We start from the raw sequence: 24399 nt of genomic DNA, 5'->3' as shown, positions 1-24399 counted from the left end.
TCCACCTCCTATATCTCTGTACGTTACTCAGCTAGTAATGTTTCAAATATTTTGAAAATAGAAAAAGCTGATGATTCCTCAAACAGGAAAAATCAACTTTAATATAGATCGCTATTAGATCTGCACGATTCAAAAGATCCCCTTTTTACGAAGTCGGAGAAGGAACTCTAGCGGCAGCAAAATGGGTTCTCGCAGTCGCTTGAATGACTCCGGCCGCAGTACTTCTCATTGCAACTGTCACCGTATCTCCGGCGTTTAACTGAAGAATTTCGGTAATGGCTACGACAGCGGGGAGATTCCCTGCTTGAAATTGGTTATTTCCGCCGCCTACCACATCTTGATTCACGAGAAATACGACTTCTAAGTTGAAGCCAACATTCGCATTCGCTTGAAATTCAACTGATGCATTAAGAGAATACACGCCTGCTGTTCTCGGTGAAAATGTAGATGTGCCGGGGTTATATTCATTCGCCAAATCAAATTGGACATTTTGAAAAAGAACTCCGCTGGCTGCATTTGCAGCAACTGACAGATTCATATTGCTGGTGGCTCTGAAAGCAGAAATAGGCTGGTTCGTCATTGGTGCGAAGGACTGGTTTTGTTGAGCTGATGGGGTATTTCCATTTGTGACACTTGGTGATAAAAGAGGTTCCGGTCGATCGTTCCTCTTAATCCATTTAGTTGGCCGTGGCGGCATGGCATTTTCCTCCTTATCAATCTTACGCTTCTATCAATTGTTAGCTAGCAATACATTATTATATTGTTCGTTACGAGCATTGAAACGGTATCTGCCCCACAGTGCTCAAACATAGAAATGACAGCATCAAGTTCCAAAAAAACGGATAAACGCATTTGATCCAAGGCTATTTCAAGGCTTGCTTCCCCAAGGATGACCATTTTCTGAATCATCTTCAAAAGGTAACTTTATGCCCATTCATCAGACGTTATTAAGAATGCAGATCATAAAAAGAAATAGGAATCTTCGTTAGTTCTTTAGACCTGTAACTTTTAAATTCATTTATGATTTTCTATCAAACAAAAGAGGAAAATAGACCAGTTGCAATCCAAACGAGAGTCTAATAGAATGATGTCGAAAAGTAAATCACGCAGGTTTGTTACTGATAAAGCAGGCAAGACCTAAAATGTGTAAAGGGCAAAGTGTATACTTTGGCGTCGCCCCTTACATATTTTAGGTCTTTTTTATTGTGTGTAACTGACTTGCCATCTCAAACAGGAGGGCTGGAAGAAGCAGACCGCTAACACAGTACATAAAAAAGGAGACATGAACGATGAACATCAAAAAGTTTGCTAAACAAGCAACAGTATTAACCTTTACTACTGCACTGCTGGCAGGAGGCGCAACTCAAGCATTTGCGAAAGAAACGAACCAAAAACCGTATAAAGAAACATACGGCATTACCCATATTACACGCCATGATATGCTGCAAATCCCTGAACAGCAAAAAAATGAAAAATATCAGGTGCCCGAATTCGATCCATCCACAATTAAAAATATCTCTTCTGCAAAAGGCCTGGATGTTTGGGACAGCTGGCCATTGCAAAACGCTGACGGCACAGTTGCAAACTATCACGGCTACCACATCGTCTTTGCATTAGCCGGAGACCCTAAAAATGCGGATGACACATCCATTTACATGTTCTATCAAAAAGTCGGCGAAACGTCTATTGACAGCTGGAAAAACGCTGGCCGCGTCTTTAAGGACAGCGACAAATTCGATGCAAATGATTCTATCCTAAAAGACCAAACGCAAGAATGGTCAGGTTCAGCAACATTTACATCTGACGGAAAAATCCGTTTATTCTACACTGATTTCTCCGGTAAACATTACGGCAAACAAACACTGACAACTGCACAGGTTAACGTATCAGCATCAGACAGCTCTTTGAACATCAACGGTGTCGAAGATTATAAATCAATCTTTGACGGCGACGGCAAAACGTATCAAAATGTACAGCAGTTTATCGATGAAGGCAACTACAGCTCAGGCGATAACCATACGCTGAGAGATCCTCACTACGTAGAAGATAAAGGCCACAAATACTTAGTATTCGAAGCAAACACTGGAACTGAAGACGGCTACCAAGGCGAAGAATCTTTATTTAACAAAGCATACTATGGCAAAAGCACGTCATTCTTCCGTCAAGAAAGCCAAAAACTTCTGCAAAGCGATAAAAAACGCACGGCTGAATTAGCAAACGGCGCACTCGGCATCATTGAGCTAAACGATGATTACACACTGAAAAAAGTGATGAAACCGCTGATTGCATCCAACACAGTCACAGATGAAATCGAACGCGCGAACGTCTTTAAAATGAATGGCAAATGGTATCTGTTCACTGACTCCCGCGGATCAAAAATGACGATCGACGGCATCACGCCTAACGATATTTACATGCTTGGTTATGTTTCTAATTCATTAACTGGCCCATACAAGCCGCTGAACAAAACTGGCCTTGTGTTAAAAATGGATCTTGACCCTAACGACGTAACCTTTACTTACTCACACTTCGCTGTGCCTCAAGCAAAAGGAAACAATGTCGTGATTACAAGCTACATGACAAACAGAGGTTTCTACGCAGACAAACAATCAACGTTTGCGCCAAGCTTCCTGTTGAACATCAAAGGCAAGAAAACATCTGTTGTCAAAGACAGTATCCTTGAACAAGGACAATTAACAGTTAACAATTAAAAACGCAAAAGAAAATGCCGATATCCTATTGGCATTTTCTTTTATTTCTAATTAACATCATAAAGGTGAATCCCCTATGAACTATAAAAAAGCAGGCAAATGGCTAACCGTATTCCTCACCTTTGCAGGAATACTGCTGTTTATCGATTTATTGCCAAAAGAAGAACCTGTCAAAAAATCAAAATCGACACATAAGCCTGACTACCGGGCTGCATATCATTTTACGACACCCGACAAATGGAAAAATGATCCCCAAAAACCGATCTATTTTGATGGCAAATATCATTATTTCTATCTGTATAACAAGGATTATCCAAAAGGCAACGGCACAGAATGGCGCCATGCCGTATCAGAAGATTTGGTGCACTGGACAGATGAAGGCGTGGCGATTCCAAAATATACAAACCCGGACGGTGACATTTGGACCGGTTCCGTCGTGGTGGATAAAGAGAACACAGCCGGGTTCGGGAAAAATGCGCTTGTCGCGATTGTGACACAGCCTTCAGCCAAAGACAAAAAACAAGAGCAATATTTGTGGTACAGCACAGACAAAGGTAAATCATTCAAATTCTACAGTGGAAATCCCGTTATGCCTAATCCGGGCACAGACGATTTCAGAGATCCGAAAGTCATCTGGGATGACCAGGATAACAAATGGGTCATGGTTATGGCAGAAGGATCAAAAATCGGCTTTTATGAATCCGATAACCTGAAGGACTGGCATTACACAAGCGGATTCTTCCCAGAGCAGGCGGGAATAGTGGAATGTCCTGACCTCTACATGATGCGGGCAAGCGACGGTGCTGAAAAGTGGGTTCTCGGCGCCAGCGCGAACGGCAAACCATGGGGCAAACCAAATACGTATGCCTACTGGACCGGAAGCTTCGACGGAAAAGAATTTACAGCGGATCGGACCGAAGCCCAATGGCTTGACTACGGCTTTGATTGGTATGGCGGTGTGACGTTCGAAGACAGCAAAAGCACAGATCCATTAGAAAAGCGTTATGCGCTTGCCTGGATGAACAATTGGGATTATGCCAACAACACACCGACAATGAAGAACGGCTTTAATGGCACAGATTCTGTCATACGCGAACTCCGGCTGCAGGAAGAGGACGGAGCATACAGCCTTGTCTCACAGCCGATTGACGCTTTGGAGCAGCTGACGGTTTCAACTGACGGCATAGAGGATCAGGAAGTGAGCGGATCAAAAACACTGTCGGTGACAGGTGATGCGTATCAGCTTGATATCGATCTTTCTTGGTCAGAGCTAAAAAATGCAGGCGTCAGACTCAGAGAGTCAGAAGACCAAAAACGCCATATTGATGTCGGCATTTTCGCTGAAGGCGACTATGCGTATGTCAACAGGGCGGCCACAAATCAGCCTGACAAAAGCAATACCTATGTCGAAAGCAAAGCTCCTTACGATGTAAGCAAACGGAAGGTGCATTTGAAAATTCTCGTGGATAAAACAACAATAGAAGTATTTGTCGGCGACGGGAAAACCGTTTTATCAAATGAAGTGTTCCCAAAACCTGAAGATAAGGGCATTACCCTTTATTCTGATGGAGGTACAGCCTCATTCAAAAATATAACGGTGAAGCATTTTGATGCAATCCATCAATAAAAAACAGGTGCAGGCGGGCTGCACCTGTTTTTTTATTAGAGCGGTATTCTCTGTTACATATTGGGCATTGTAAGGAATATAAGGCTGGTTTTTAAGGAGGAAGCGGATGTCTAAACAAGGAAATTTTCAAAAATCAATGTCACTGTTTGATCTGATTTTGATTGGGATGGGAGCCATCTTTGGATCAGCATGGCTGTTTGCTGTCAGTAATGTCGCTTCAAAAGCAGGACCCTCCGGCGCTTTTTCCTGGATCATCGGCGGAGCCATTATTCTGTTAATCGGGCTGGTATACGCGGAGCTCGGAGCCGCTCTGCCCCGTACCGGCGGCATCATTCGATACCCCGTTTATTCACATGGCCATCTTGTTGGCTATCTCATTTCATTTGTCACAATTGTCGCTTACACAAGCCTGATTTCAATTGAAGTCACGGCCGTCCGGCAATACGTGGCCTATTGGTTTCCAGGCCTGACCATAAAAGGATCTGATTCGCCGACCATCGCTGGCTGGATCCTGCAATTCGCCTTGCTATGCTTGTTTTTCTTGCTGAATTATTGGAGCGTCAAAACCTTCGCTAAGGCGAATTTCATCATATCGATTTTTAAATATATTGTACCGATTACCATCATTATCGTGCTGATCTTTCATTTTCAGCCGGAGAATTTATCGGTCGAAGGCTTTGCGCCGTTTGGTTTCACAGGTATTCAAGCAGCCATTTCGACTGGCGGCGTGATGTTTGCGTATCTTGGCCTGCACCCGATTGTGTCTGTGGCAGGTGAAGTGCAAAATCCAAAACGCAACATCCCAATCGCTTTAATCATTTGCATTATCGTTTCAACCATTATTTACACTGTTTTGCAGGTCACCTTTATTGGCGCCATCCCGACAGAAACGCTGAAAAATGGCTGGCCGGCAATCGGGCGGGAGTTCTCATTGCCGTTTAAAGATATTGCGGTCATGCTCGGTTTAGGCTGGCTTGCAACGCTTGTCATTTTAGACGCCATTCTGTCTCCCGGAGGAAACGGGAATATTTTCATGAATACGACGTCTCGTCTCGTTTACGCCTGGGCGCGTAACGGCACACTATTCAGCATATTTTCAAAGGTGAATAAAGAAACGGGAACACCCCGAGCTTCACTCTGGCTTTCGTTTGCCATGTCGATTTTCTGGACGCTCCCCTTCCCTTCGTGGAACGCGCTTGTCAATGTCTGTTCTGTCGCGCTCATCCTTTCTTATGCAATTGCACCAATTTGTTCAGCAGCGCTGAGGGTCAATGCGAAGGACTTAAACAGGCCGTTTTATTTAAAAGGAATGAGCATCATCGGGCCGCTTTCCTTTATTTTCACGGCGTTCATCGTGTATTGGTCAGGATGGACAACCGTTTCCTGGCTGCTCGGTTCACAGCTCGTGATGTTTTTGATCTATCTCTGTTTCAGAAAATATGCGCCTCAAGAGGATGTCAGCCTTGCCCAGCAGCTGAAATCAGCGTGGTGGCTTGTCGGGTTTTATATCATGATGCTGATCTTTTCCTACATCGGTTCTTTCGGACACGGTTTAGGCATCATCAGCAATCCCGTCGACCTCATTTTAGTCGCCATCGGCTCACTTGCGATTTACTACTGGGCAAAGTATACCGGACTCCCGAAAGCCGCCATTGATTATGATAAATAAAGAAGCAAGAGTTTTTCTTGCTTCTTTCTGCTTTACAAATAAACATACCCGCGTTAAAGTGAATGATAGTCAGTCATTACAGGAGGGTTCCTTATGCCAAAACAAACATCAGGCAAATATGAAAAAATTCTGCAGGCTGCCATTGAAGTCATTTCTGAAAAAGGCCTCGACAAGGCCTCTATTTCTGATATTGTCAAAAAGGCCGGCACTGCACAAGGAACGTTCTATTTGTATTTCTCATCTAAAAATGCTCTGATCCCGGCAATCGCAGAAAATCTTCTCACCCATACACTGGATCAAATCAAAGGAAGACTGCATGGAGACGAAGATTTTTGGACCGTTTTAGATATATTAATTGAGGAAACATTTCTCATTACAGAACGCCATAAGGATATTATCGTTCTTTGTTACTCCGGGCTTGCGATCGACCATTCCATGGAAAAATGGGAGACGATCTATCAGCCTTATTATTCCTGGCTCGAAAAAATCATCCATAAGGCCATTAATAACCACGAGGTGACTGAAGGAATCAATGCAAAATGGACAGCCAGAACGATTATCAACTTGGTAGAGAACACAGCTGAACGATTCTATATCGGGTTTGAACAGGATGAAAATATTGAAGTGTTTAAAAAAGAAATCTTTACTTTCTTAAAACGAAGCTTAGGTACAGCTTAAAAAATGACTGGGTAACACCGCTCATTTTTTAATGCCTTAAAAATGACTGACGTTCATTCATAATATAAAGAGGTGTTTCATATGAACTGGGTGCTTGTTTTTATTGCAGGTCTTTTAGAAGTGGTTTGGGCATCTTCCCTTAAACATGCCGATTCGCTTTTGGATTGGGTCATCATATTTATCTTGATCGCAATCAGCTTTATCCTGTTGATCCGCTCTTATCAAAAAATTCCGATGGCCGCGGCATATACTGTATTTGTCGGAATCGGAACCGTTGGAACATATATCACCGGAATTGTGTTGGGCGAATCCTTCTCAGCAGCGCAAATGTTCTTTTTAGCTCTATTGCTGGCCGGTATTTTAGGAATGAAGCTATTTACGAAAGAAAGCAAAACACAGCCCGGAGGTGAAAAATAATGGCATGGTTTTTATTAGTGATTGCCGGCATAGAAGAAATTATAGCTGCTGTTGCCATGAAATATATTGACGGCACTAGAAAAAAATGGCCGATCATTGTGATGACTGTTGGATTTGGCTTATCCTTTTTCTGCCTGTCGCAAGCGATGATGGCCCTGCCTGCCGGAGTTGCTTATGCCGTCTGGACCGGCATTGGCAGTATTGGCGTTTCGGCGGTTGGTTTTATCTGGTTTAAGGAACGGTTTCAGCTGCCACAGCTGATTTCTCTTTTCCTGATCCTTGCCGGAGTCATCGGCCTGCGTCTGACGTCTTAATAGCAAAAAAGGGCATATACAGCTGTATATGCCCTTTTTTCATTAATCGTCTTGATGGTTGTGAAGATGGAGCGGCGGCGGGATGAGCCAGCCTTTGTTTTTTAACAGCCTTAAGTATTTTGCGCCGGTTGCCGCTTTAGATACATGGAATTGCCCAAACATCATGGCAATATCCTCACGAATGGACTGTCCCATAATTTTGCTGCATGTCACAAGGCCTGCAGCGTTTTGTGCTGCAGCAGAAGCCGCCACATCCGGATCGAGGAACCGTGCCCCTGGCGGAATATCGTTCAGATCTGCAGCCGGCGGCTCAGGAGAAGCCGGCGGAAGCGCCACTCCGTTTTCTTTCAGGATCGTACTGACTTGTTTCATTTCATCTTGGCACTTCTCAATGGACTCACGAAGCAGCTTCTTCAGGTCGTCATCACCGACATGATGCAATAACATCTGGTAATTGCCGACCATTTTATTGCCTGCCATCACATAACTCCACAAACTGAATACTTCACCGTAATGCATCGGTTCATCCTGCGGGTTTCCGCTTAAAATACCCATATTCATCCTCCTCGCAAATTCAATATCACACATTTCATAACGTGCCCGAGAGAAGGAAAATTTATGTTACAGCGAGAAAGATTTATGAAACAAAACAAAAAAGACAAGAGCGGCAAATGCCAAACCCTTGTCTTTCCTGTTGTTCTATTGGACGCGCTCGGAGGGATTCGAACCCCCGACAGACGTGGTACCGGAAACCACCGCTCTATCCAACTGAGCTACGAGCGCATATTGACTGCATTAAGAGAACGTCAGCACAACTAATTATACGATAATTTCATTGAAATAACAACCCTCTATTTCAAGAGCCGTTTTTTAAACCAGACACACATCTGATTTGGCAATCTAACATAAGATGGTTTGAACCCATGTATTTTTGGGGAAAATGGGAAAAAGAGACGACTTTGCATATCAAGCCAGCTTTTTGTTTGACCTTTATTGACCAAAAATGTATCATGTAACTACATACTTACCTAAAAGGTGAAGGAGGAGCATTATGAATTTAATACCTACAGTCATTGAACAAACGAACCGCGGAGAAAGAGCGTATGACATTTATTCTCGTCTATTAAAGGATCGTATCATCATGCTTGGCTCTGCGATTGATGACAACGTTGCAAACTCCATCGTGTCACAGCTTTTATTTTTAGCAGCAGAAGACCCTGAAAAAGAAATTTCTCTTTATATCAACAGCCCTGGCGGCTCTATAACAGCCGGTATGGCGATCTATGATACCATGCAGTTTATCAAGCCGAAGGTATCTACAATTTGCATCGGTATGGCTGCGTCAATGGGCGCATTCCTGCTTGCAGCAGGCGAAAAAGGCAAACGCTATGCGCTTCCAAACAGTGAAGTCATGATTCACCAGCCTCTTGGCGGTGCGCAGGGTCAGGCGACAGAAATTGAAATTGCCGCGAAACGCATTCTCTTGCTTCGCGACAAATTAAACAAAGTCCTTGCTGAACGTACTGGCCAGCCGCTTGAAGTAATCGAACGCGACACAGACCGTGATAACTTCAAGTCTGCTGAAGAAGCGCTTGAATACGGCCTGATTGACAAAATTTTGACTCACACAGAAGATAAATAGTCATAACAAAACCTGCAAGAGCCGCGTCTCTTGCAGGTTTTTTCATTTAAACACTTTTGATTCTATGCTGCTCCCATTCCTCATGTAACAGATCAAGCGTTAAATCACCAGTTCGCTTCACAATCAGATCAGCACCCAGCATTGACTGTTCATGACCGACTCCAACCGCAAACATCCTAGCAGATTTGATTGCAGAGATGCCTGCTTCAGCGTCTTCAATTGCCGCACAATCAGCCGGGAAAACGCCGAGCAGCGCTGCAGCTGTTAAAAAGATTTCGGGATCAGGTTTTCCTTTCGCGAGAGCGGTCGGGTCAACAATGGCATGAAAATCATCAATGATCTCCAAACGTCTTAAAATCTCGGGAGCATTGCGGCTTGAAGATGCTAACCCGATTTTTATATTTTCACGTTTTAATTCACAAAGAAGCCTGCCGATTCCCGGCAAAAGATTTTCCGGCGTCAATTGGCTGATCAGCGTTTGATAATATTGATTTTTTTGATGCATAAGTTCTCGTTTCTCCGCATTTGTATACTTTGTTTCCGCACCGCCAAAGATCAGTATGCTTTCAAAAGACTCTTCTCTGCTGATCCCTTTTAGCCTTTCATTTATGCTTCTGTCAAAGGAGATATCGATTTGTTCTGCGATATGCTTCCAAGCGTGAAAATGATATTCAGCAGTATCTGTTATCACTCCGTCTAAATCAAAAATGACCGCTTTCATATACTAATGCCCATCACAGCTTCATAAGGTTTGAGGCAAATGCTCTTCAAGTCAGCCCGCTCATGCGGATAGTTCGAAATCAGCACCTTCCAACGCTCATGAATCAATTCCGGAGGCGCTTCGAACAGAGCCTTTTCTTCCGACAAGTTCACAACGACGAGAAGCTTTTCCCCTCGATATTCTCGGAGGTAAGAAAAGATTTGCGGATCATTCTCCTGCAGCAGCTGATAATCTCCATATATCATGATCTTATATTGTTTTCGTAATTGAATGAGCTTCTGATAGTAATAGAAAATCGAATCTTGATCTTGCAGAGACTCTTTCACATTGATATCTGGATAGCGGGAATTTACCGCTATCCAAGGGTCTCCGGCAGTGAATCCCGCATGTTTTCCGGCATCCCATTGCATCGGTGTTCTCGCATGATCCCGCCCTTTTTTCGTTACGGCTTTCAGAAACTCCTTTTCTGACATCGTTTTATTTTCGGCGACTAGTTCACGATATGCATTCTTTATTTCAAGATCGTCATACATTTCCAGCGGCATATCACTGTTGACCATGCCGATTTCTTCTCCCTGGTAAATAAACGGCGTTCCTTTCATGCCGTGGAGAACCGTTGCAAATGCTTTTGCACACTGCTTTCGCAGCTTACCGTCATTGCCCCAGCGTGAAATAACCCTCGGCTGATCATGGTTTTCAAAATACAGGGTATTCCAGCCGACATTCATTAACCCGGTCTGCCACCTTGTCATTGTCTTTTTTAAAGCAATCAAATCAAACGGCTTGATCTGCCATTTCCCATTTGGCGAGTTATGTTCTGTATCAATATCCATATGTTCAAATGTAAAGATCATATTCAGCTCTTGCCTGCTTGCATCTGTGTACTTTTTCGCCTCTTCAATATCAGAGCCGTTTGCCTCTCCGACCGTCATGCAGTCATAATGGGAAAGCACTTCCCTGTTCATCTCTTGAATAAACTCATGAAGACGGGGGCCGTTAGAGTGATAACGGCCGACGATATAGCTCCTGGTGTTATCCGTTTCGTAGTCCGGAAAATCGGTGTGCTTGGAAATAGAGCCGATCACATCCATCCGCCAGCCATCAACGCCTTTATCCATCCAGAATCTCATCAAATCATACACTTCCCGGCGAACCGCTTCATTTTCCCAATTTAAATCAGGCTGTTTTTTTGAAAAATAGTGCAAATAATACTGTCCTGTCCCTTCATCGTATTCCCACGCCGAGCCTGAAAAGATCGATCCCCAATTATTCGGCTCTGAGCCATCCGGTTTAGGATCTTTCCAAAAATAATAATTCCGATAAGGATTGTCCTTCGACTTGCGGCTTTCAGCAAACCAGGCATGCTCATCTGATGTGTGGTTGACGACCAAATCCATGATGATTTTCATTCCGCGCTGATGCACTTCGTCAATTAGCTGAACCATATCTTCATTTGTCCCAAATTTTTCGTACATGTTTCTGTAGTCGCTGATGTCATAGCCGTTGTCATCTTGCGGGGAATCAAACACCGGGGAGAGCCAGATGACATCCGCCCCAAGATTTTTGATGTAATCCAGTTTTTGAATGACGCCTTGCAAATCCCCGAATCCATCACCATTGGAATCATAAAAACTGCGCGGGTAAATTTGATAAACGACAGCTTCTTTCCACCATTCACTCATCAGACGTTCTCCTTTCATATCGTCCATTTAAGACAACCGGTTCTTCATAAACTTTCATGTGCAGCGGCTCGCCTTTTACAAGCTCAAAGATGGCAGCCGTTTCACCAACCGTAACATTGATTAATCGGTTTCGATAATTTATTTTGAACGAATATCCGTCCCATTCTTTCGGCAAAAACGGATGAAATGTCAGCGTCTCATTTGCGATGCGCATGCCTGCAAAACCCTGAACGATCGCAAGCCAGCTTCCCGTCATCGATGTAATGTGCAGGCCTTCTTCCGTGTCATGATTGTAATTGTCGAGATCGAGCCGAGCTGTACGCTTAACTAATTCCAGCGCTTTCTTTTCCTTTCTGAGCTCGGCTGCAAGAACAGCATGGACAGAGGGTGACAGGCTTGATTCATGAACGGTCATCGGTTCATAAAATTCAAAGTTCCGCCGTTTTTCTTCCATTGTAAAACGGTCGTTAAATAGGTAAATGCCTTGAAGAACATCTGCCTGCTTAATAAAATTAGAGCGAAGAATCTTGTCCCATGACCAGTTCTGATAAAGAGGCCGCTCAGCTGGATTTAACTCGTCCGCTGTTTGCAGGTCTTTATCCAAGAATGTGTCATGCTGAATGAAAACTTTCAGCTCTTCACTATACGGATAGTACATGTGCTGTATAATATTTCTCCAGGCTTTCAGCTCTTCGTCCTGCACATCAAGCAGGCGGTGTTTTTCCGCTGAAATACGTTCGAGATTTTCTAATGTATACTCCAACGTCCAAGCCGCAATGAGATTTGTATACCAATTGTTGTTGACATTGTTTTCATATTCATTCGGCCCTGTGACGCCATGGATCATATATTTGTTTTTTCGTTTCGAGAAGTGAACGCGGTCGGCCCAAAATCTGCTGACTGCCACAAGAACGTCTATCCCGTATTCTTCCATATAGCCACGGTCGCCTGTATAATTGATATAATTGCAGATCGCATAACAGATTGCCCCATTGCGGTGAATTTCCTCAAAGGTGATCTCCCATTCATTGTGGCATTCATCACCTGTAAACGTCACCATCGGATAAAGTGCTCCCTTCATCCCCAATTTTGAGGCGTTTCGTTTGGCAGCCTCCAATTGATGATAGCGATACAAAAGCAGGTTTTTCGTCACCTCCGGCTCTGCTGTCGCCAAATACATCGGAACGGCGTATGCCTCAGTATCCCAATATGCAGCACCCCCATATTTCTCGCCAGTAAATCCTTTCGGCCCGATATTCAAACGGGCATCGCCCCCGTAGTATGTCGAGAATAATTGAAAGATATTGTAGCGGATTCCTTGCTGAAGCTCCTCATCTCCTTTAATCTCTATGTCTGCTTTTGCCCACCTTTCTTGCCATCGATCGGTGTGCCTTCGTTTGGCTTCTTCATAACCGTTCTCAACAACATCTGCCAAAAGCTCCTTCGCTTTCGTTAACAGTTCTTTCTCCCGAAAATCACGGGAAGTCGTGACAATAATAAACTTCTTCAAAGAAGCCTTCGTTTGGTAACTGTAGCGATTCTCGACATACATCCCGGCTGTTTGAGAGCTTTCACTGACAAAGCCCTCTGTCACGTTTGCCATTGCGGCTGAAACCGTAAAGCGCGGTGTTTCAAATGGGTTTTCGATCGTTTTTGCCACTAAATGGCCGCGGTGAGGATCAGCCCCTTTCGCTTCTTCCTGCCAAAACTGTTCTTCGTAGTTGGAATCTTCATTTGCGACATTTCCATTCAGATAAGGAACAAGCGTAATGACCGCATCTTCTGTCAGACACTCCGCTTCATAATGAATCGCACAGAGTTCTTTTACGGCAAGGCTAAGAAATCGCTCCGATCTGAGTCTGACGGTTTTATCCTGAATACGGACCACAGCGCTTCGCCGCAGAATCCCCTCTTTCATATTGAGCTCTAACTCAAATGATTCGATTGGATGTTGATAGAGATCGATTTTTTCACCGTCAACATATAAGCCTATGCCAATAAAGTTCATCGCATTGATCACTTTTCCGAAATATTCCGGATACCCGTTTTTCCACCAGCCTACTCGCGTTTTGTCTGGAAACCACACGCCTGCAATGTATGTGCCTTGGTGGCTGTCACCTGAATAGCCTTCTTCAAAATTCCCCCTGACCCCCATGTAGCCGTTGGCAAGAGACGTGAGGCTTTCGAGCAGCCGTGGGTGCTCCTTTGGAAATGTACTAGTTTTGATTTTCCATTCATCAATCTCAAATAACCGCTGATTTATCATCATTTCCTCCCGAATGTAGGTTTCCATTATCACGGCGCATTTTGGCCAAATGTCTAAATGCAAAAGAAATCATCAAAGTGACGCCGCATGAATGGATCATCAATACAGTAATCAAGTCAAAATGAACCATACCGATAGCTGCTGCTGCAAGTGCCGGCAGCGCTGAGGAACAAATCGCCGTAGATGCTGCTTCCTTGCATGACGCAATAGAGATCATGTTTGATATTTTTGTGATCCAGATGCCCCCCGCAAGAACGGCCGTTAACAAAAGCTGGATCATAAAAATCACCGCATATGCCAGCAACATGATCATTGGCTTATACTGTGCAAACCACAATGTATCGATCAAAACCTCTACGTCATGGACGTTTGGTTTCTTGAGCTTAGCGTCCATTTTTGCATAACCAACGGAAAACCCCGTTCCGTTTTGATCAGTGATCACCAGCTGATCAGGTTGAAATACAATGGCGTTATCATATCCAGTTACCTTCAATCGCCCATTTTCGCCGTTTGTCTGATATCCATATTTCATATCAACCGCCAGCAAATTCTGGCCATCTTCAATCCGCTGAGAGCTCTTCCCGCCAGTCAATTTTCCGTTTCTGATTTGGAAACCTTTTAATTGATCAGCAAATGTATCATTAACCTTTTCAATAGCTGATGGCATGAAAGTTGAAACGCTGAAGCGATCCATTTTCATAAACGAAACCGTCAGCGGGACCATCAAGGAGGCCGTCAAAAACATAAAGAGAAAGGAGAGCTGCAGCCAGCTGAATGTATTCCCGTAACGGCAAACACCTGATGGAGACGCAGCCGCTTTCAGGCAGCGGATGATAAAGCTTTCATTTTGCAGATTTTTCATCGAATTACCCCTTTGTTCCGCCAGCTGTCAGCCCGGACACAAAGTTTTTTTGGAGAAAAAAGAACAAGACGCATATCGGCAGTGCAGCAAGTATAGCTCCGGCCGCAAACAGGGCGACTTTTTGCTGCTGCGGATTTGAAATGAAGGACTGCAAGCCTACAGCAATGGTCAGTCTTTCCGGTGAGCGAAGCAAAAACTTCGCCAGCAAGTAGTCGCCAAACGGTGCCATAAACGCCCAAAGCGCTTGCACCGCAAGCATCGGCTTAACAAGCGGCAGGACGATGGAAGCGAAAATCCTCAGATGTCCCGCTCCATCAATTCGCGCGGCTTCATCAATTTCTCTCGGCACAGTGTCAAAATAACCTTTCATCAGCCACGTGTTCATCGGAATTCCCCCGCCGATATAGATCGCTGTCAAAAACCAGTATTGATCGAGTGCGCCTATCAGCATTGCCAGAACGTAAAAAGCAGTCAGCGCTGCCATCGTCGGCACCATTTGAATGATTAAAAAGAATACCAGGCTCTTTTTTCGGCCTGCAAACCGATAACGGCTATACGTATACCCGGCAAGCGTCACAATCGCAACCTGAAATATCATGACCGATAGCGCGATGACAAGTGTGTTGCTGTACCAGTGAAGATATAGCGTCTCGTCAAATAGCCGCTTAAAATGATCCAAAGTCCAAGAACCTGAAAAATCAAGCTGGAAAGCCGCCGTATTTCCGACACGGAAAGCGGATGAGGCCGTAATCAGCAACGGATAGATAATGACAATACTTAATAGTGTTAAAAATAAATAGGTACAGATTCTATTCAGCATTCTGGCAGTTCCCACATTCACCTACATAACCTCCTCATTGCCAAAAGCATTCGATTTTTTAAAAGCAATCAGGGAAATTCCAATGACAATGAATGAAATTAACAGTGTAACAGCCGCCGCTACGGAATATTGCGGTGATGTGCCTGTTGTCAGTTTATAAATCCAGGAAATTAAGATATCGGTCGACCCGGCCCCCGCTCCTGCGCTCCCCGGTCCTCCCTCATTAAATAAGTAGATAATCGAGAAATTATTGAAATTAAACGTATACTGGGTAATCATCACAGGCGCTGTCGCAAATAAAATCATCGGGAAAGTAATATGTTGAAAACGCTGAATAAAAGTGGCACCGTCAATCTTTGCCGCTTCATACAATTCATCTGGAATCGCTTGAAGCACTCCCGTTACCATGACATAAATATATGGAAAGCCGAGCCACGTCTGAATCATAATGAGGGCTGTCTTTGTCCAGAAAGGATCGGTCTTCCATGCGATCGCAGGCAGCTCGACAAACGGCAGGTGATTGAATAATGGAATCACCTGTGCATTCATCGCCCCTACGCTGTCGTTAAACATGTTGGAAAAACTCATGATTGTAATAAAAGCCGGAATAGCCCATGGAAATAAAAAAATCATTCGAAATATCCGCTTGCCTTTTATAAAATCCTGATTGACGAAAAGTGCTGTCACGATACCTAAAATAATTTGCAGCGTTGTTGCACAGATTGTCCAGATGACCGTCCAGCCCAGTACATTCACAAATGTTTCACGATAAGAGCCGAGGAAAAAAATATTCAAGAAATTTTTAAACCCGACCCAGTCAATCAGACTAGTAGGCGGAATATGATAAAAATCATAGTTTGTACATGCAACAAACAGAGTCACCAACACCGGAAAAATAATCACAAACACCATCATGATATATGCCGGCAGTGTAAATAAATATGGAAACCCTTTATCACCCGCATGACAGATCATATCCTTAGCCGTTGTATTGACCTCCAAACCCGCCGCTTTCATAGCGGCGGTCTTACGCGCATCATGAATATTAAAGATATAGAACATGAGGAAAATCAGCGTCACGATCAATTGCAGCGTGCCTTCAATCAGCATAAACAGTGAGTGGTCTTCTCCGGGAACACTTCCCAATGTCATCAACCCGATTAGCGCCTGAAAACCGAAAACGCATAATTCAAAAGCAAACAAGCCTGTGATGGCAAAAAACAAGATCCCCTTTGACAACTGCTGGTTCGCAACCTGCCCAAGCCCTGGAATGATGGATAAAAGCCCTGCCTTTCGTTTTTGCTTTGCAAGTGTATAGTGTGTATTCATTTTTTTCGCCCTCTATTCTACCGGACGCGATCCCGCCGTTTTATTTCACATACTTTTCTTTGATATTTGCCTTTATGACGTTTACGGCATCATTCGCTGATGTTTGTGCCGCTTTTTTTCCTGAAACTGCATCAAACATCAAACTTTCCGCTCCTGTCCATACCTCAGCCATTTCCGGAATAGTTGGAGTCGGCGTCGCTGTTTCATATTGTTTAATCACAGCTGACGTCAGTTCATTCTTTTGCTCATCAGCTTTTTTCCTTGCATCCGTGTTGGCTGGAACTTCGTTTGTATCCTCATAAAAAGCGTAAGCATTGGCATCATTTGCAGCATACTCAAGCCATTTTTCAGCCAGCTCGGGTTCTTTTGTATATTTTGAAGCCACCCAGCCCTTTCCGCCGGCAAACGGAGCATACTCTTTTCCATTTGGCAATGTCGGAATAGGAGCTGCCCCGTAGTTCAATTTAGCCTCTTTATAGTTGGCAGCTGACCAAGGTCCGCCGATGATCGCACCCGCTTTGCCGTCTAAAAACATCTGCTGAATAAAATCGTCAGCGCTTGAATTGTCTTGCATGCCTTTTGGCCAATAGGTTTTAAACCATTTCTCCGCATATTTCACCGCTTCTACAGCCCCTTTATTGTTCAGGCCGATGTCTCCGGAATCTGTGCCGTTTTTTCCAAATACATATCCGCCGTAACCGGCCAACAAACCGTACGACATGTAAAAGTCAGTCCATTTCGCTAAAAAGCCGGTTGATTTTCCTTTTTCCGAAGCAAACGCAAACCGGGAATCCTCTGTTAATTTTTCAAGATCTTTAAATGTTTTTGGTGCTGTTTGTAAGAGATCTTTGTTGTAATACAAAACAAGCGTTTCAATGACTAGCGGCATTCCATACACCTTGCCGTCAACCGTCACCTGCTGCATTTCTTTATCTCCAAAACTTTTTGTGTTAGATGGCTTAATATCAAGTAAATGTCCTTGTTGGCCCAAACCGCCGATCCGGTCGTAAGCTGCAAGCATAACATCAGGTGCATTACCTGCCGGGCCATCAAGAGGAAGCGCTTCCAACTGCTCGAACATTTGCTTTTCAACGATTTTTATTGTGACGTCATTCTCTTTTTCGAACTTTGTCTTTATGCTTTCGATATAATCTTTATAGGTTTCTTCGACAGACACAGTCAGTACTTTTTTGCCGTCAGAGCTTGCCGGATCTTTTGAGTTTGAACAGGCGGCAAGACCGAATGTCAGGACTGATGCTGCCAATAAGGCAAACCCTTTTTTAAAAGGTATCATCTCTTTTCCCCCTTCTGTTTATGAATCTATCACAATTGTATGGTTCTGCAGAAAGCGGTTACAACACATTTTGGTTTGTTACCGATAACAGAATTTAAACAGGGGCGGCAGCACCTAAAATGAAAAATTCTCCCGGCTGAATGGCAATCACATCGCTATGATGAAGCGGCTGCTCTGTCCATACATCGTAGATTTTCTTATCCCTTTCAATATTCAAATCTCGCAAACTGACATGTCGAGCCGCATTTCCTTGATTAAAGAAATAAATCAGTTTTTTTTCATCGAGAGTCCTCGAAAAGCGAATAAAATCGTTTTGGTCATCCAGCAGATTCCAGTCAAAATCTCCATAAGTCAATAAAGTGTTTTCCTGTTTGCGTAAAGCAATTAACCGTTTCATAAATGTGAGCATCTCTTGATTTTGCTTTTCTTTTTCCCAAACCATACATTTCCGGCATAATGGATCATTATCGCCGTCCAGCCCGATTTCCGTTCCGTAATAGATGCAGGGTGAGCCTGTCTGGGCAAACATAAAAGCAAGCAACGCGCGTGCTTTCTTCTCATCATTGTGGCATCTGGTCAGCAGGCGTTTTGTATCATGGCTATCCAGTAAATTAAACATCACCTCATTGACCTGCTTCATCCCATTCATCAAATGCGCATTGACGCGGTGGGCCAGACGTGAGGCTGGGATCGTCCGGTCAGCAAAGTATTCCATCATAGGCTCTGTAAAAGGATAGTTCATCACCGCATGAAATTCATCTCCTCTAAGCCATGGTTCGGCCGTATGCCAGATCTCTCCTACAATATAAATGTCAGGCTTTTCTGCTGATACGGCCTGCCTGAATGTCTTCCAAAAAACGTGATCCACTTCATTTGCCACATCTAAACGCCAGCCGTCAATGTCAAATTCCCGAATCCAATACAAAGCAATATCAAGCAAATATCTCTGTACCTCAGGGTTAGCCGTGTTTAGCTTTGGCATATTGGGTGTAAATGCAAACCTGTCATACTTGTCTTCTGTGACAGGAAAAGAGTGAATATGGAACCAGTCTTTATAGCGGGATTGAGCTCCTTTCTTCACGACATCCTGCCACTGCGGAGAAGCGCTTCCTATATGATTAAAAACAGCATCAAGCATAATTCTCATCCCCCGCTGATGAAGCTGGCTGACCAATGTACGAAAAAGCTCGGGGTCCCCAAAGTGCGAATCAATGGAATAGTAATCAAGCGTGTCGTATTTATGATTAGAAGGCGCGGAAAAGATCGGCGTCAGATAAATGCCGTTCACCCCTAACTCCTCTAAATAATCAAGCTTGTCAACAATCCCTTGCAAATCCCCTCCGAAAAAATCATTGACGCCCGGATCCTTGCTCCCCCACGGCAATGCATTCTCCGGCGACAGGTCTTCTCTTCCATTTGCAAAACGCTCCGGGAAAATTTGATACCAAACCGTTGATTTGACCCACTCAGGCGCTTGAAATGTATCGGCTTCGTGAATAAATGGCAATTTAAAATAATAATGAATCGTCTCCAGCGTTTTTTCGTTATAAGGGCATACACCTGAACTTCCAAAAAAGATATCTTCATGATCGTCTGTGATAACAAATGCATATTGTAAACGCCTAAATGGCGGAACCACTTCAGCAAACCAATAGTCATGCAATTCTGTTGCGGCAATTTTCCTCATCGGCTGCTCGTTTGCCGACCACCTGCCGTCATTGTACTCATAGGGATCACCCCAAATAAATCGAATGCGGTTTGCATCATCTTTTTTCGTCCGAATCTTGATATGAACGGTCCGCCCATCATAAGAATAAGCATCAGTGCTGAATGGCTGATGGTGAATCGCTGCATATTCCATCATGTTTCCCCCTTTGATTTCCGTTTTATAGAAGCCGGCTCATGGTTTGAAAGTATCATGATGAAATAGCGGGAACAATCCTTTTTACCTTGTTACCGATAACAGAATAGGCGCTTACAGCGTTGATTCACGCACAATTAATTCCGGCTCAAAATATAGATGTCCTTGGGCAGCACCGTCTTCATTCATTTTTTTCAGTAACATTTTCGCACAGGCTTCCCCCATTTCAACAACAGGCTGTCTGACCGTAGTCAACCGTGGAGAGGAGATGCGATCAAGAAACACACCGTCATTCCCGGTAACTGCAACATCTTCTGGAATTCGCTTTCCAAGCGATTGTGCCGCACGAATGACGCCGAGCGCGATTCGATCAGATGCGCAGACAAATGCCGCCTGATTGTCCATGGATTTCAGCAGTTCTCTTGCAAGGCATTCACTCTTCTTAGAACTGTTGTCGATCCGAAACAAATTCGATTTTTTAAAGCTTTCATTCATTGCCCGTATAAACCCTTGTTCTCTTGAACGTTCGAAAGGCTCATCTAAATCAATGCCAAAAAAGACCACTTCCCGCTCACCCAGCCCCATCACATGGCGGGTTGCCATAAAAGTGCCTTTCTCGTTATTCACATCGATAAAGTCATAGCCCATTTCATTTTGCCCGAATACGACGAGCGGCTTCTCAAACGCTTTTATGACACCTTCAAAATCAGCCTTTCTCAAGCCCGTTGCAATAATCCCGTCGCATTGGCCAATATTGAGAGAATTTCTTGTCACAAGCTGGAGTGCATAGTGATTGCGATCCAGTTCTCTGCTGATTCCGGTCAGCAGGTTCATGTAATATGGTTCTGTCGTATCCATTTCCTCAAGAATCAACAGTTTCACAACCTGTGTTCTGTTTTGCACGAGCGCTCTTGCCGCATAATTAGGGATGTAATTCAGCTCTTTCATCGCAGAATGAACAAGCTTTTTTAACTCATCTGTCACCGTCTCAGGGTGGTTGATCACTCGTGATACCGTCATTTTCGATACATTTGCTTTTTTCGCCACATCTGACAATGTTGCCATTTTCATCCCCTCCTTATCTGTGCTTATTATCCAAACTAGTGAAAAAGTCCTCTATTACTGCTAAATATACGAGGCAGGCAAAAGAGAAATAAAAAAGAGATTTCCTTCAGGAAACCTCACATTGTGAAAAAACTTGATTTTTAATGAATTCTCGCCCGGCAATCCACACGAGAAAGTCGCTTTTTTAGATTTCTGTCCACTTTTTTTCTAAAATCGGATAAGAATAATTTTGCATCTGCTCAATTAACTCATCTGGCCGTGACGAGCTGTGAATCAGTTTTAGGTGCGATTCGTTAGAAAACCCTTCTTGAATGCTGTATTTCACCATTTTCATCATCGGTTCAAAATATCCGTTCACATTGTACAGTCCAATTGGCTTTTGGTGGATGCCGATCTGCGCCCAGCAAAGCACTTCAAATAATTCTTCATATGTACCGAAGCCGCCCGGCATGGCGATAAAGCCGTCTGCCAGCTCGCTCATTTTAGCCTTTCGTTCATGCATCCCATTTACTTCAATCAGCTCAGTCAGGTTTTGATGGACAACCTCCCCGCTGAACAAACCGCTCGGCATGACCCCGATAGCAGTTCCGCCGTTTTCCATCACCGCGTCAGCAATCGAGCCCATCAAGCCTACGCGGGAGCCCCCATAGACAAGCCCGATTCCCTGCTCAGCCATGTACGCACCAAGCTCTGCCGCCTTTCTTTTATACGCTTCATTTCCCCCCGGGTTTGAGCCCGCAAATACACAAATGGTTTTCATTCTGTCATCTCCGCATCTATATATCGTGTTAAACATTCAAAAATACACTATATATTGTCCCACCTTCATGTGATAATATCAATATGAAATACATAAAGAATGCGAGTGATAATGGTGCAGCTGGCTGATGCTGAAAAATGGATGAAAGAGTTTTACGAAAGAAGAGGCTGGACAGAATACGGACCGTTTATTCGAATCGGTTTTTTAATGGAGGAAGCCGGAGAACTGGCCCGGGCTGTCAGGGCATATGAAATCGGCAGAGACCGGCCGGATGAGGAAGAATCGACACGAGCTGAGCAAAAACAGGAATTGATTGAAGAAATGGGAGATGTCATCGGAAATATCGCCATTCTTGCTGATATGTACGGAGTCTCTTTAGAAGACGTGATGAAGGCCCATCAGGAAAAATTGACAAAACGATTTGAGCATGCATAAAAAAGCGGCCGCAATGGCCGCTTTTTTAACCTGTGATTTCATCATGGTGATCAAAGAAATGCTGCTTCCCTATTTTGTGAAATAAGCCTGTTTTATGCAGCAGCTCCTTCGGCTGCGATTGCAGTCCTACAATCATCAGCTTTCCGTTGTGGCGTTTAATTCGGTTCATAATGTTGCCAAGCACCGCTTCAGCAGACGTATCCATATAGTGCACCTTATTCATGAGCAGAATGAGGGTCTTCGGCTTTTTCTGTACATGCTCCAGCAGTGAAGATTCAAGTGAATCAATTGATCCGAAAAACAGCGGCCCTTCTATCGCATACATGCTGACAGATGGATCTTCTTTCTTCGCCAGAACAGGATGCGATTCCTGATTGTGGATGCGGGTCGCTTCGCTCATTCTTCTGATGAAGAACACAAATGCGAGCAGCAAGCCGGTTGCCACACCGATGATTAAGTCAAACAAAACCGTAAGGGCGAAGGTCGCCGCCAAAATAAAGGAATCAGCGTTTTTCAATCTCAGCATGTTTGCGACTTCCTTTCGCTCACTCATATTCCACGCGACCACCATGAGAATCGGTGCCATACTGGCCAGCGGCACATGGGACGCATAAGGCGCAAATACGAGCAGGACAAGAAGAACGACTACACCGTGAACGACGCCGGAAACAGGCGACACAGCTCCGTTTTTAATATTGGTTGCCGTTCTGGCGATCGCTCCTGTTGCCGGGATTCCGCCGAACAGCGGCGCTGCCATATTTGCAATCCCCTGGCCGACAAGCTCCTTGTTGCTGTCATGCTTTGAGCCCTTCATGTTATCAGCGACCATTGCGGACAAAATCGACTCAAGTCCGCCAAGAAGCGCGATGACAAGCGCTGCCGGAAACAGCATGACCATTTTATCCAAAGTAAACTCAGGAAACTGAAATTCCGGCAAATGTCGGGGGATTTCTCCATAGGTTGACCCAATCGTTGCCATGCGGTCAGGGAAAAAGACAACTGCAACCACTGTGGAAATCAGAAGCGCCAACAAAGCGCCCGGCACTTTAGGCATCACTTTGGCGGATACTAGCAAAATGATGAGCCCGATCACAGCAGTCAAAATGGCATACACGTTAAAGGTGCCGAGCTGCTGCACAATTTCAAACATGTTGTGATGAAAGTTTTCATGTTTTTCAACATTTCTCAATCCGAGAAAATTAGCGATTTGTTCCGTAAAGATGAGCACGGCAATTCCGGCTGTAAAACCGACGATAACCGGTTTGGGCACGAATTTCATGATTTTCCCGAGCTTAAACAGCCCAAACAGCACCAGCATTACCCCTGCCATAAACCCTGCAATCAGCAGATTCTCTAATCCGTACTGCATGATAATGCCGAACAGTATCGGGACAAAGGCGCCTGTCGGACCGCCAATTTGATATTTAGATCCTCCGAACAAAGAGATACAAATCCCCGCTATAACAACAGTGTACAGCCCGTATTCAGGCTCGACTCCCGAGGCAATGGCAAACGCCATCCCTAAAGGAATTGCCACGACACCTACTACGATACCTGCAATCAGGTCTTTCTGAAATTTCTGTAAATTATATCCCTTGAATCTCCCTGAGAATCGCATATTTTGTTATAACCTCCCTTATAAATGTGTGTTTATGAGCTCAGTTTCATAACCGTTAATGACGACATCAAGTTTTCCTGTTTCAGGGTGAATGACAAGCCCGTGAACCGGCACCTTTTTCGGCAGCAGCGGATGGTTCTTAATCATGTTCACACTATGGGAAACGCTTTCTTCTACGCTGTGAAAACCGGTCAGCCATGATTTCAAATCAAGTCCGGCGCTCGACAGCAAATTCAGGCAGCTTTCTTCCACTCCGCGCTCCTTCGCTTTTTCGAGTATCGAAGACGCATTCAGTCCTGACATCCCGCATTCATGGTGGCCGACAATGCACACCTCTTCAGCCTGCAATTCATAAATCGCTACCAGTATGCTTCGCATCACGCTTCCAAATGGGTGAGAAACGATGGCTCCCGCGTTTTTTACAATTTTAGCATCGCCGTTTTTAAGCCCCATTGCTTGCGGAAGAAGTTCTGTAAGCCTTGTGTCCATACAGGTGACAATGACGAGCTTTTTAGAAGGAAACTTTGTCGTTTTGTACGGTTCATACTTCTTCTCTCTGACAAACCGCTGATTGTGTTCCAAAATTGACGTTAAAGAAACCATTTGATTCATCTCCCATCCATATGAT

22 protein-coding genes and 1 tRNA gene are annotated in these 24399 nt (G+C 44.3%); 8 read left to right on the top strand and 15 right to left on the bottom strand.

Features of this window, described 5'->3' with window-relative positions; genetic code table 11:
- Window positions 1-145: 145 nt before the first annotated feature.
- Window positions 146-697, bottom strand: a complete 552-nt coding sequence (locus tag MOB98_RS10115) for a C1q-like domain-containing protein (RefSeq protein WP_268358146.1) — start codon at window positions 695-697, stop codon at window positions 146-148.
- A gap of 592 nt (window positions 698-1289) precedes the next feature.
- Between MOB98_RS10115 and sacB the strand changes: the two genes are divergently transcribed.
- The 6 genes from sacB to MOB98_RS10085 all read left to right on the top strand — a co-directional run bounded on the left by sacB (window position 1290) and on the right by MOB98_RS10085 (window position 7416).
- Window positions 1290-2711, top strand: a complete 1422-nt coding sequence (sacB, locus tag MOB98_RS10110; RefSeq protein WP_268358148.1) for a levansucrase — start codon at window positions 1290-1292, stop codon at window positions 2709-2711.
- A gap of 76 nt (window positions 2712-2787) precedes the next feature.
- A complete protein-coding gene (gene levB / locus MOB98_RS10105; protein WP_268358150.1) occupies window positions 2788-4338 on the top strand; it encodes a 2,6-beta-fructan 6-levanbiohydrolase in 1551 nt (516 codons plus the stop codon).
- A gap of 106 nt (window positions 4339-4444) precedes the next feature.
- On the top strand, window positions 4445-6007 hold the full coding sequence (gene aspP, locus MOB98_RS10100) for an aspartate/proton symporter AspP (protein ID WP_268358151.1): 1563 nt from the start codon (window positions 4445-4447) through the stop codon (window positions 6005-6007).
- Window positions 6008-6100: 93 nt separating this feature from the next.
- A complete protein-coding gene (locus MOB98_RS10095; protein WP_268358152.1) occupies window positions 6101-6685 on the top strand; it encodes a TetR family transcriptional regulator in 585 nt (194 codons plus the stop codon).
- A gap of 81 nt (window positions 6686-6766) precedes the next feature.
- Entirely contained in the window at window positions 6767-7102 is a 336-nt protein-coding gene (locus MOB98_RS10090; RefSeq protein ID WP_268358153.1) for an SMR family transporter, read from the top strand.
- Window positions 7102-7416: a DMT family transporter gene (locus MOB98_RS10085; protein ID WP_268358154.1), complete on the top strand. Its 315-nt coding sequence runs from the start codon at window positions 7102-7104 to the stop codon at window positions 7414-7416. The genes MOB98_RS10090 and MOB98_RS10085 overlap by 1 nt, the downstream gene beginning before the upstream one ends.
- A gap of 42 nt (window positions 7417-7458) precedes the next feature.
- Here the strand turns inward: MOB98_RS10085 and MOB98_RS10080 are convergent, their stop codons facing one another.
- Both MOB98_RS10080 and MOB98_RS10075 read right to left on the bottom strand, forming a co-directional pair.
- Window positions 7459-7971, bottom strand: a complete 513-nt coding sequence (locus tag MOB98_RS10080) for a DUF3231 family protein (protein WP_268358156.1) — start codon at window positions 7969-7971, stop codon at window positions 7459-7461.
- A 152-nt stretch (window positions 7972-8123) separates the two neighbouring features.
- Window positions 8124-8199 (bottom strand) — tRNA-Arg (locus MOB98_RS10075).
- A gap of 268 nt (window positions 8200-8467) precedes the next feature.
- On the opposite strand from MOB98_RS10075, the gene clpP reads away from it, so the two are divergent.
- A complete protein-coding gene (gene clpP, locus MOB98_RS10070) occupies window positions 8468-9058 on the top strand; it encodes an ATP-dependent Clp endopeptidase proteolytic subunit ClpP (RefSeq protein WP_014665471.1) in 591 nt (196 codons plus the stop codon).
- Window positions 9059-9104: 46 nt separating this feature from the next.
- Here clpP and pgmB read toward each other — a convergent pair whose 3' ends face one another.
- From pgmB to MOB98_RS10020, 10 genes are all read right to left on the bottom strand, one after another.
- A complete protein-coding gene (gene pgmB, locus MOB98_RS10065) occupies window positions 9105-9779 on the bottom strand; it encodes a beta-phosphoglucomutase (RefSeq protein WP_268358158.1) in 675 nt (224 codons plus the stop codon).
- Window positions 9776-11461, bottom strand: coding sequence for an oligo-1,6-glucosidase (gene malL / locus MOB98_RS10060; RefSeq protein WP_268358159.1), 1686 nt, complete (start codon window positions 11459-11461; stop codon window positions 9776-9778). The genes pgmB and malL overlap by 4 nt, the downstream gene beginning before the upstream one ends.
- Window positions 11454-13727, bottom strand: coding sequence for a glycoside hydrolase family 65 protein (locus tag MOB98_RS10055; protein WP_268358160.1), 2274 nt, complete (start codon window positions 13725-13727; stop codon window positions 11454-11456). Before MOB98_RS10055 ends, malL begins: the two co-directional genes overlap by 8 nt.
- Entirely contained in the window at window positions 13705-14589 is an 885-nt protein-coding gene (locus MOB98_RS10050; RefSeq protein ID WP_268358163.1) for a DUF1189 family protein, read from the bottom strand. Before MOB98_RS10050 ends, MOB98_RS10055 begins: the two co-directional genes overlap by 23 nt.
- Window positions 14590-14593: 4 nt before the next feature.
- Complete coding sequence (mdxG, locus tag MOB98_RS10045) at window positions 14594-15430, bottom strand: maltodextrin ABC transporter permease MdxG (protein WP_268358164.1); 837 nt, start codon at window positions 15428-15430, stop codon at window positions 14594-14596.
- Window positions 15431-16738 carry a maltodextrin ABC transporter permease MdxF gene (gene mdxF / locus MOB98_RS10040; RefSeq protein WP_268358165.1) on the bottom strand — a complete coding sequence of 436 codons (1308 nt, stop codon included), beginning with the start codon at window positions 16736-16738 and terminating at the stop codon, window positions 15431-15433.
- 40 nt (window positions 16739-16778) lie between these two features.
- Complete coding sequence (mdxE, locus tag MOB98_RS10035; protein ID WP_268358166.1) at window positions 16779-18032, bottom strand: maltodextrin ABC transporter substrate-binding protein MdxE; 1254 nt, start codon at window positions 18030-18032, stop codon at window positions 16779-16781.
- Window positions 18033-18126: 94 nt separating this feature from the next.
- Window positions 18127-19896 (bottom strand): glycoside hydrolase family 13 protein, encoded by a 1770-nt coding sequence (locus MOB98_RS10030; protein ID WP_268358168.1) that lies wholly within the window; start codon window positions 19894-19896, stop codon window positions 18127-18129.
- Between the two features lie 111 nt (window positions 19897-20007).
- Complete coding sequence (locus tag MOB98_RS10025) at window positions 20008-20958, bottom strand: LacI family DNA-binding transcriptional regulator (protein ID WP_268358169.1); 951 nt, start codon at window positions 20956-20958, stop codon at window positions 20008-20010.
- A 184-nt stretch (window positions 20959-21142) separates the two neighbouring features.
- Entirely contained in the window at window positions 21143-21718 is a 576-nt protein-coding gene (locus MOB98_RS10020; protein ID WP_268358170.1) for a TIGR00730 family Rossman fold protein, read from the bottom strand.
- A 114-nt stretch (window positions 21719-21832) separates the two neighbouring features.
- On the opposite strand from MOB98_RS10020, the gene MOB98_RS10015 reads away from it, so the two are divergent.
- Window positions 21833-22153 carry a MazG-like family protein gene (locus MOB98_RS10015; protein ID WP_268358220.1) on the top strand — a complete coding sequence of 107 codons (321 nt, stop codon included), beginning with the start codon at window positions 21833-21835 and terminating at the stop codon, window positions 22151-22153.
- Between the two features lie 25 nt (window positions 22154-22178).
- On the opposite strand, the gene MOB98_RS10010 is transcribed toward MOB98_RS10015, so the two are convergent.
- On the bottom strand, window positions 22179-23771 hold the full coding sequence (locus tag MOB98_RS10010) for a SulP family inorganic anion transporter (protein WP_268358171.1): 1593 nt from the start codon (window positions 23769-23771) through the stop codon (window positions 22179-22181).
- 18 nt (window positions 23772-23789) lie between these two features.
- The gene (locus MOB98_RS10005) at window positions 23790-24383 is read right to left on the bottom strand and encodes a beta-class carbonic anhydrase (RefSeq protein ID WP_080010878.1); all 594 of its coding nucleotides are present in this window, start codon (window positions 24381-24383) and stop codon (window positions 23790-23792) included.
- Window positions 24384-24399 lie beyond the last annotated feature (16 nt).

The sequence above is a fragment of the Bacillus sp. N13C7 genome (genome assembly GCF_026790065.1).
Lineage (GTDB): Bacteria > Bacillota > Bacilli > Bacillales > Bacillaceae > Bacillus.
Note: the sequence above shows the minus strand (reverse complement) of the source record. Positions and strands in the feature narration are given on the sequence as shown.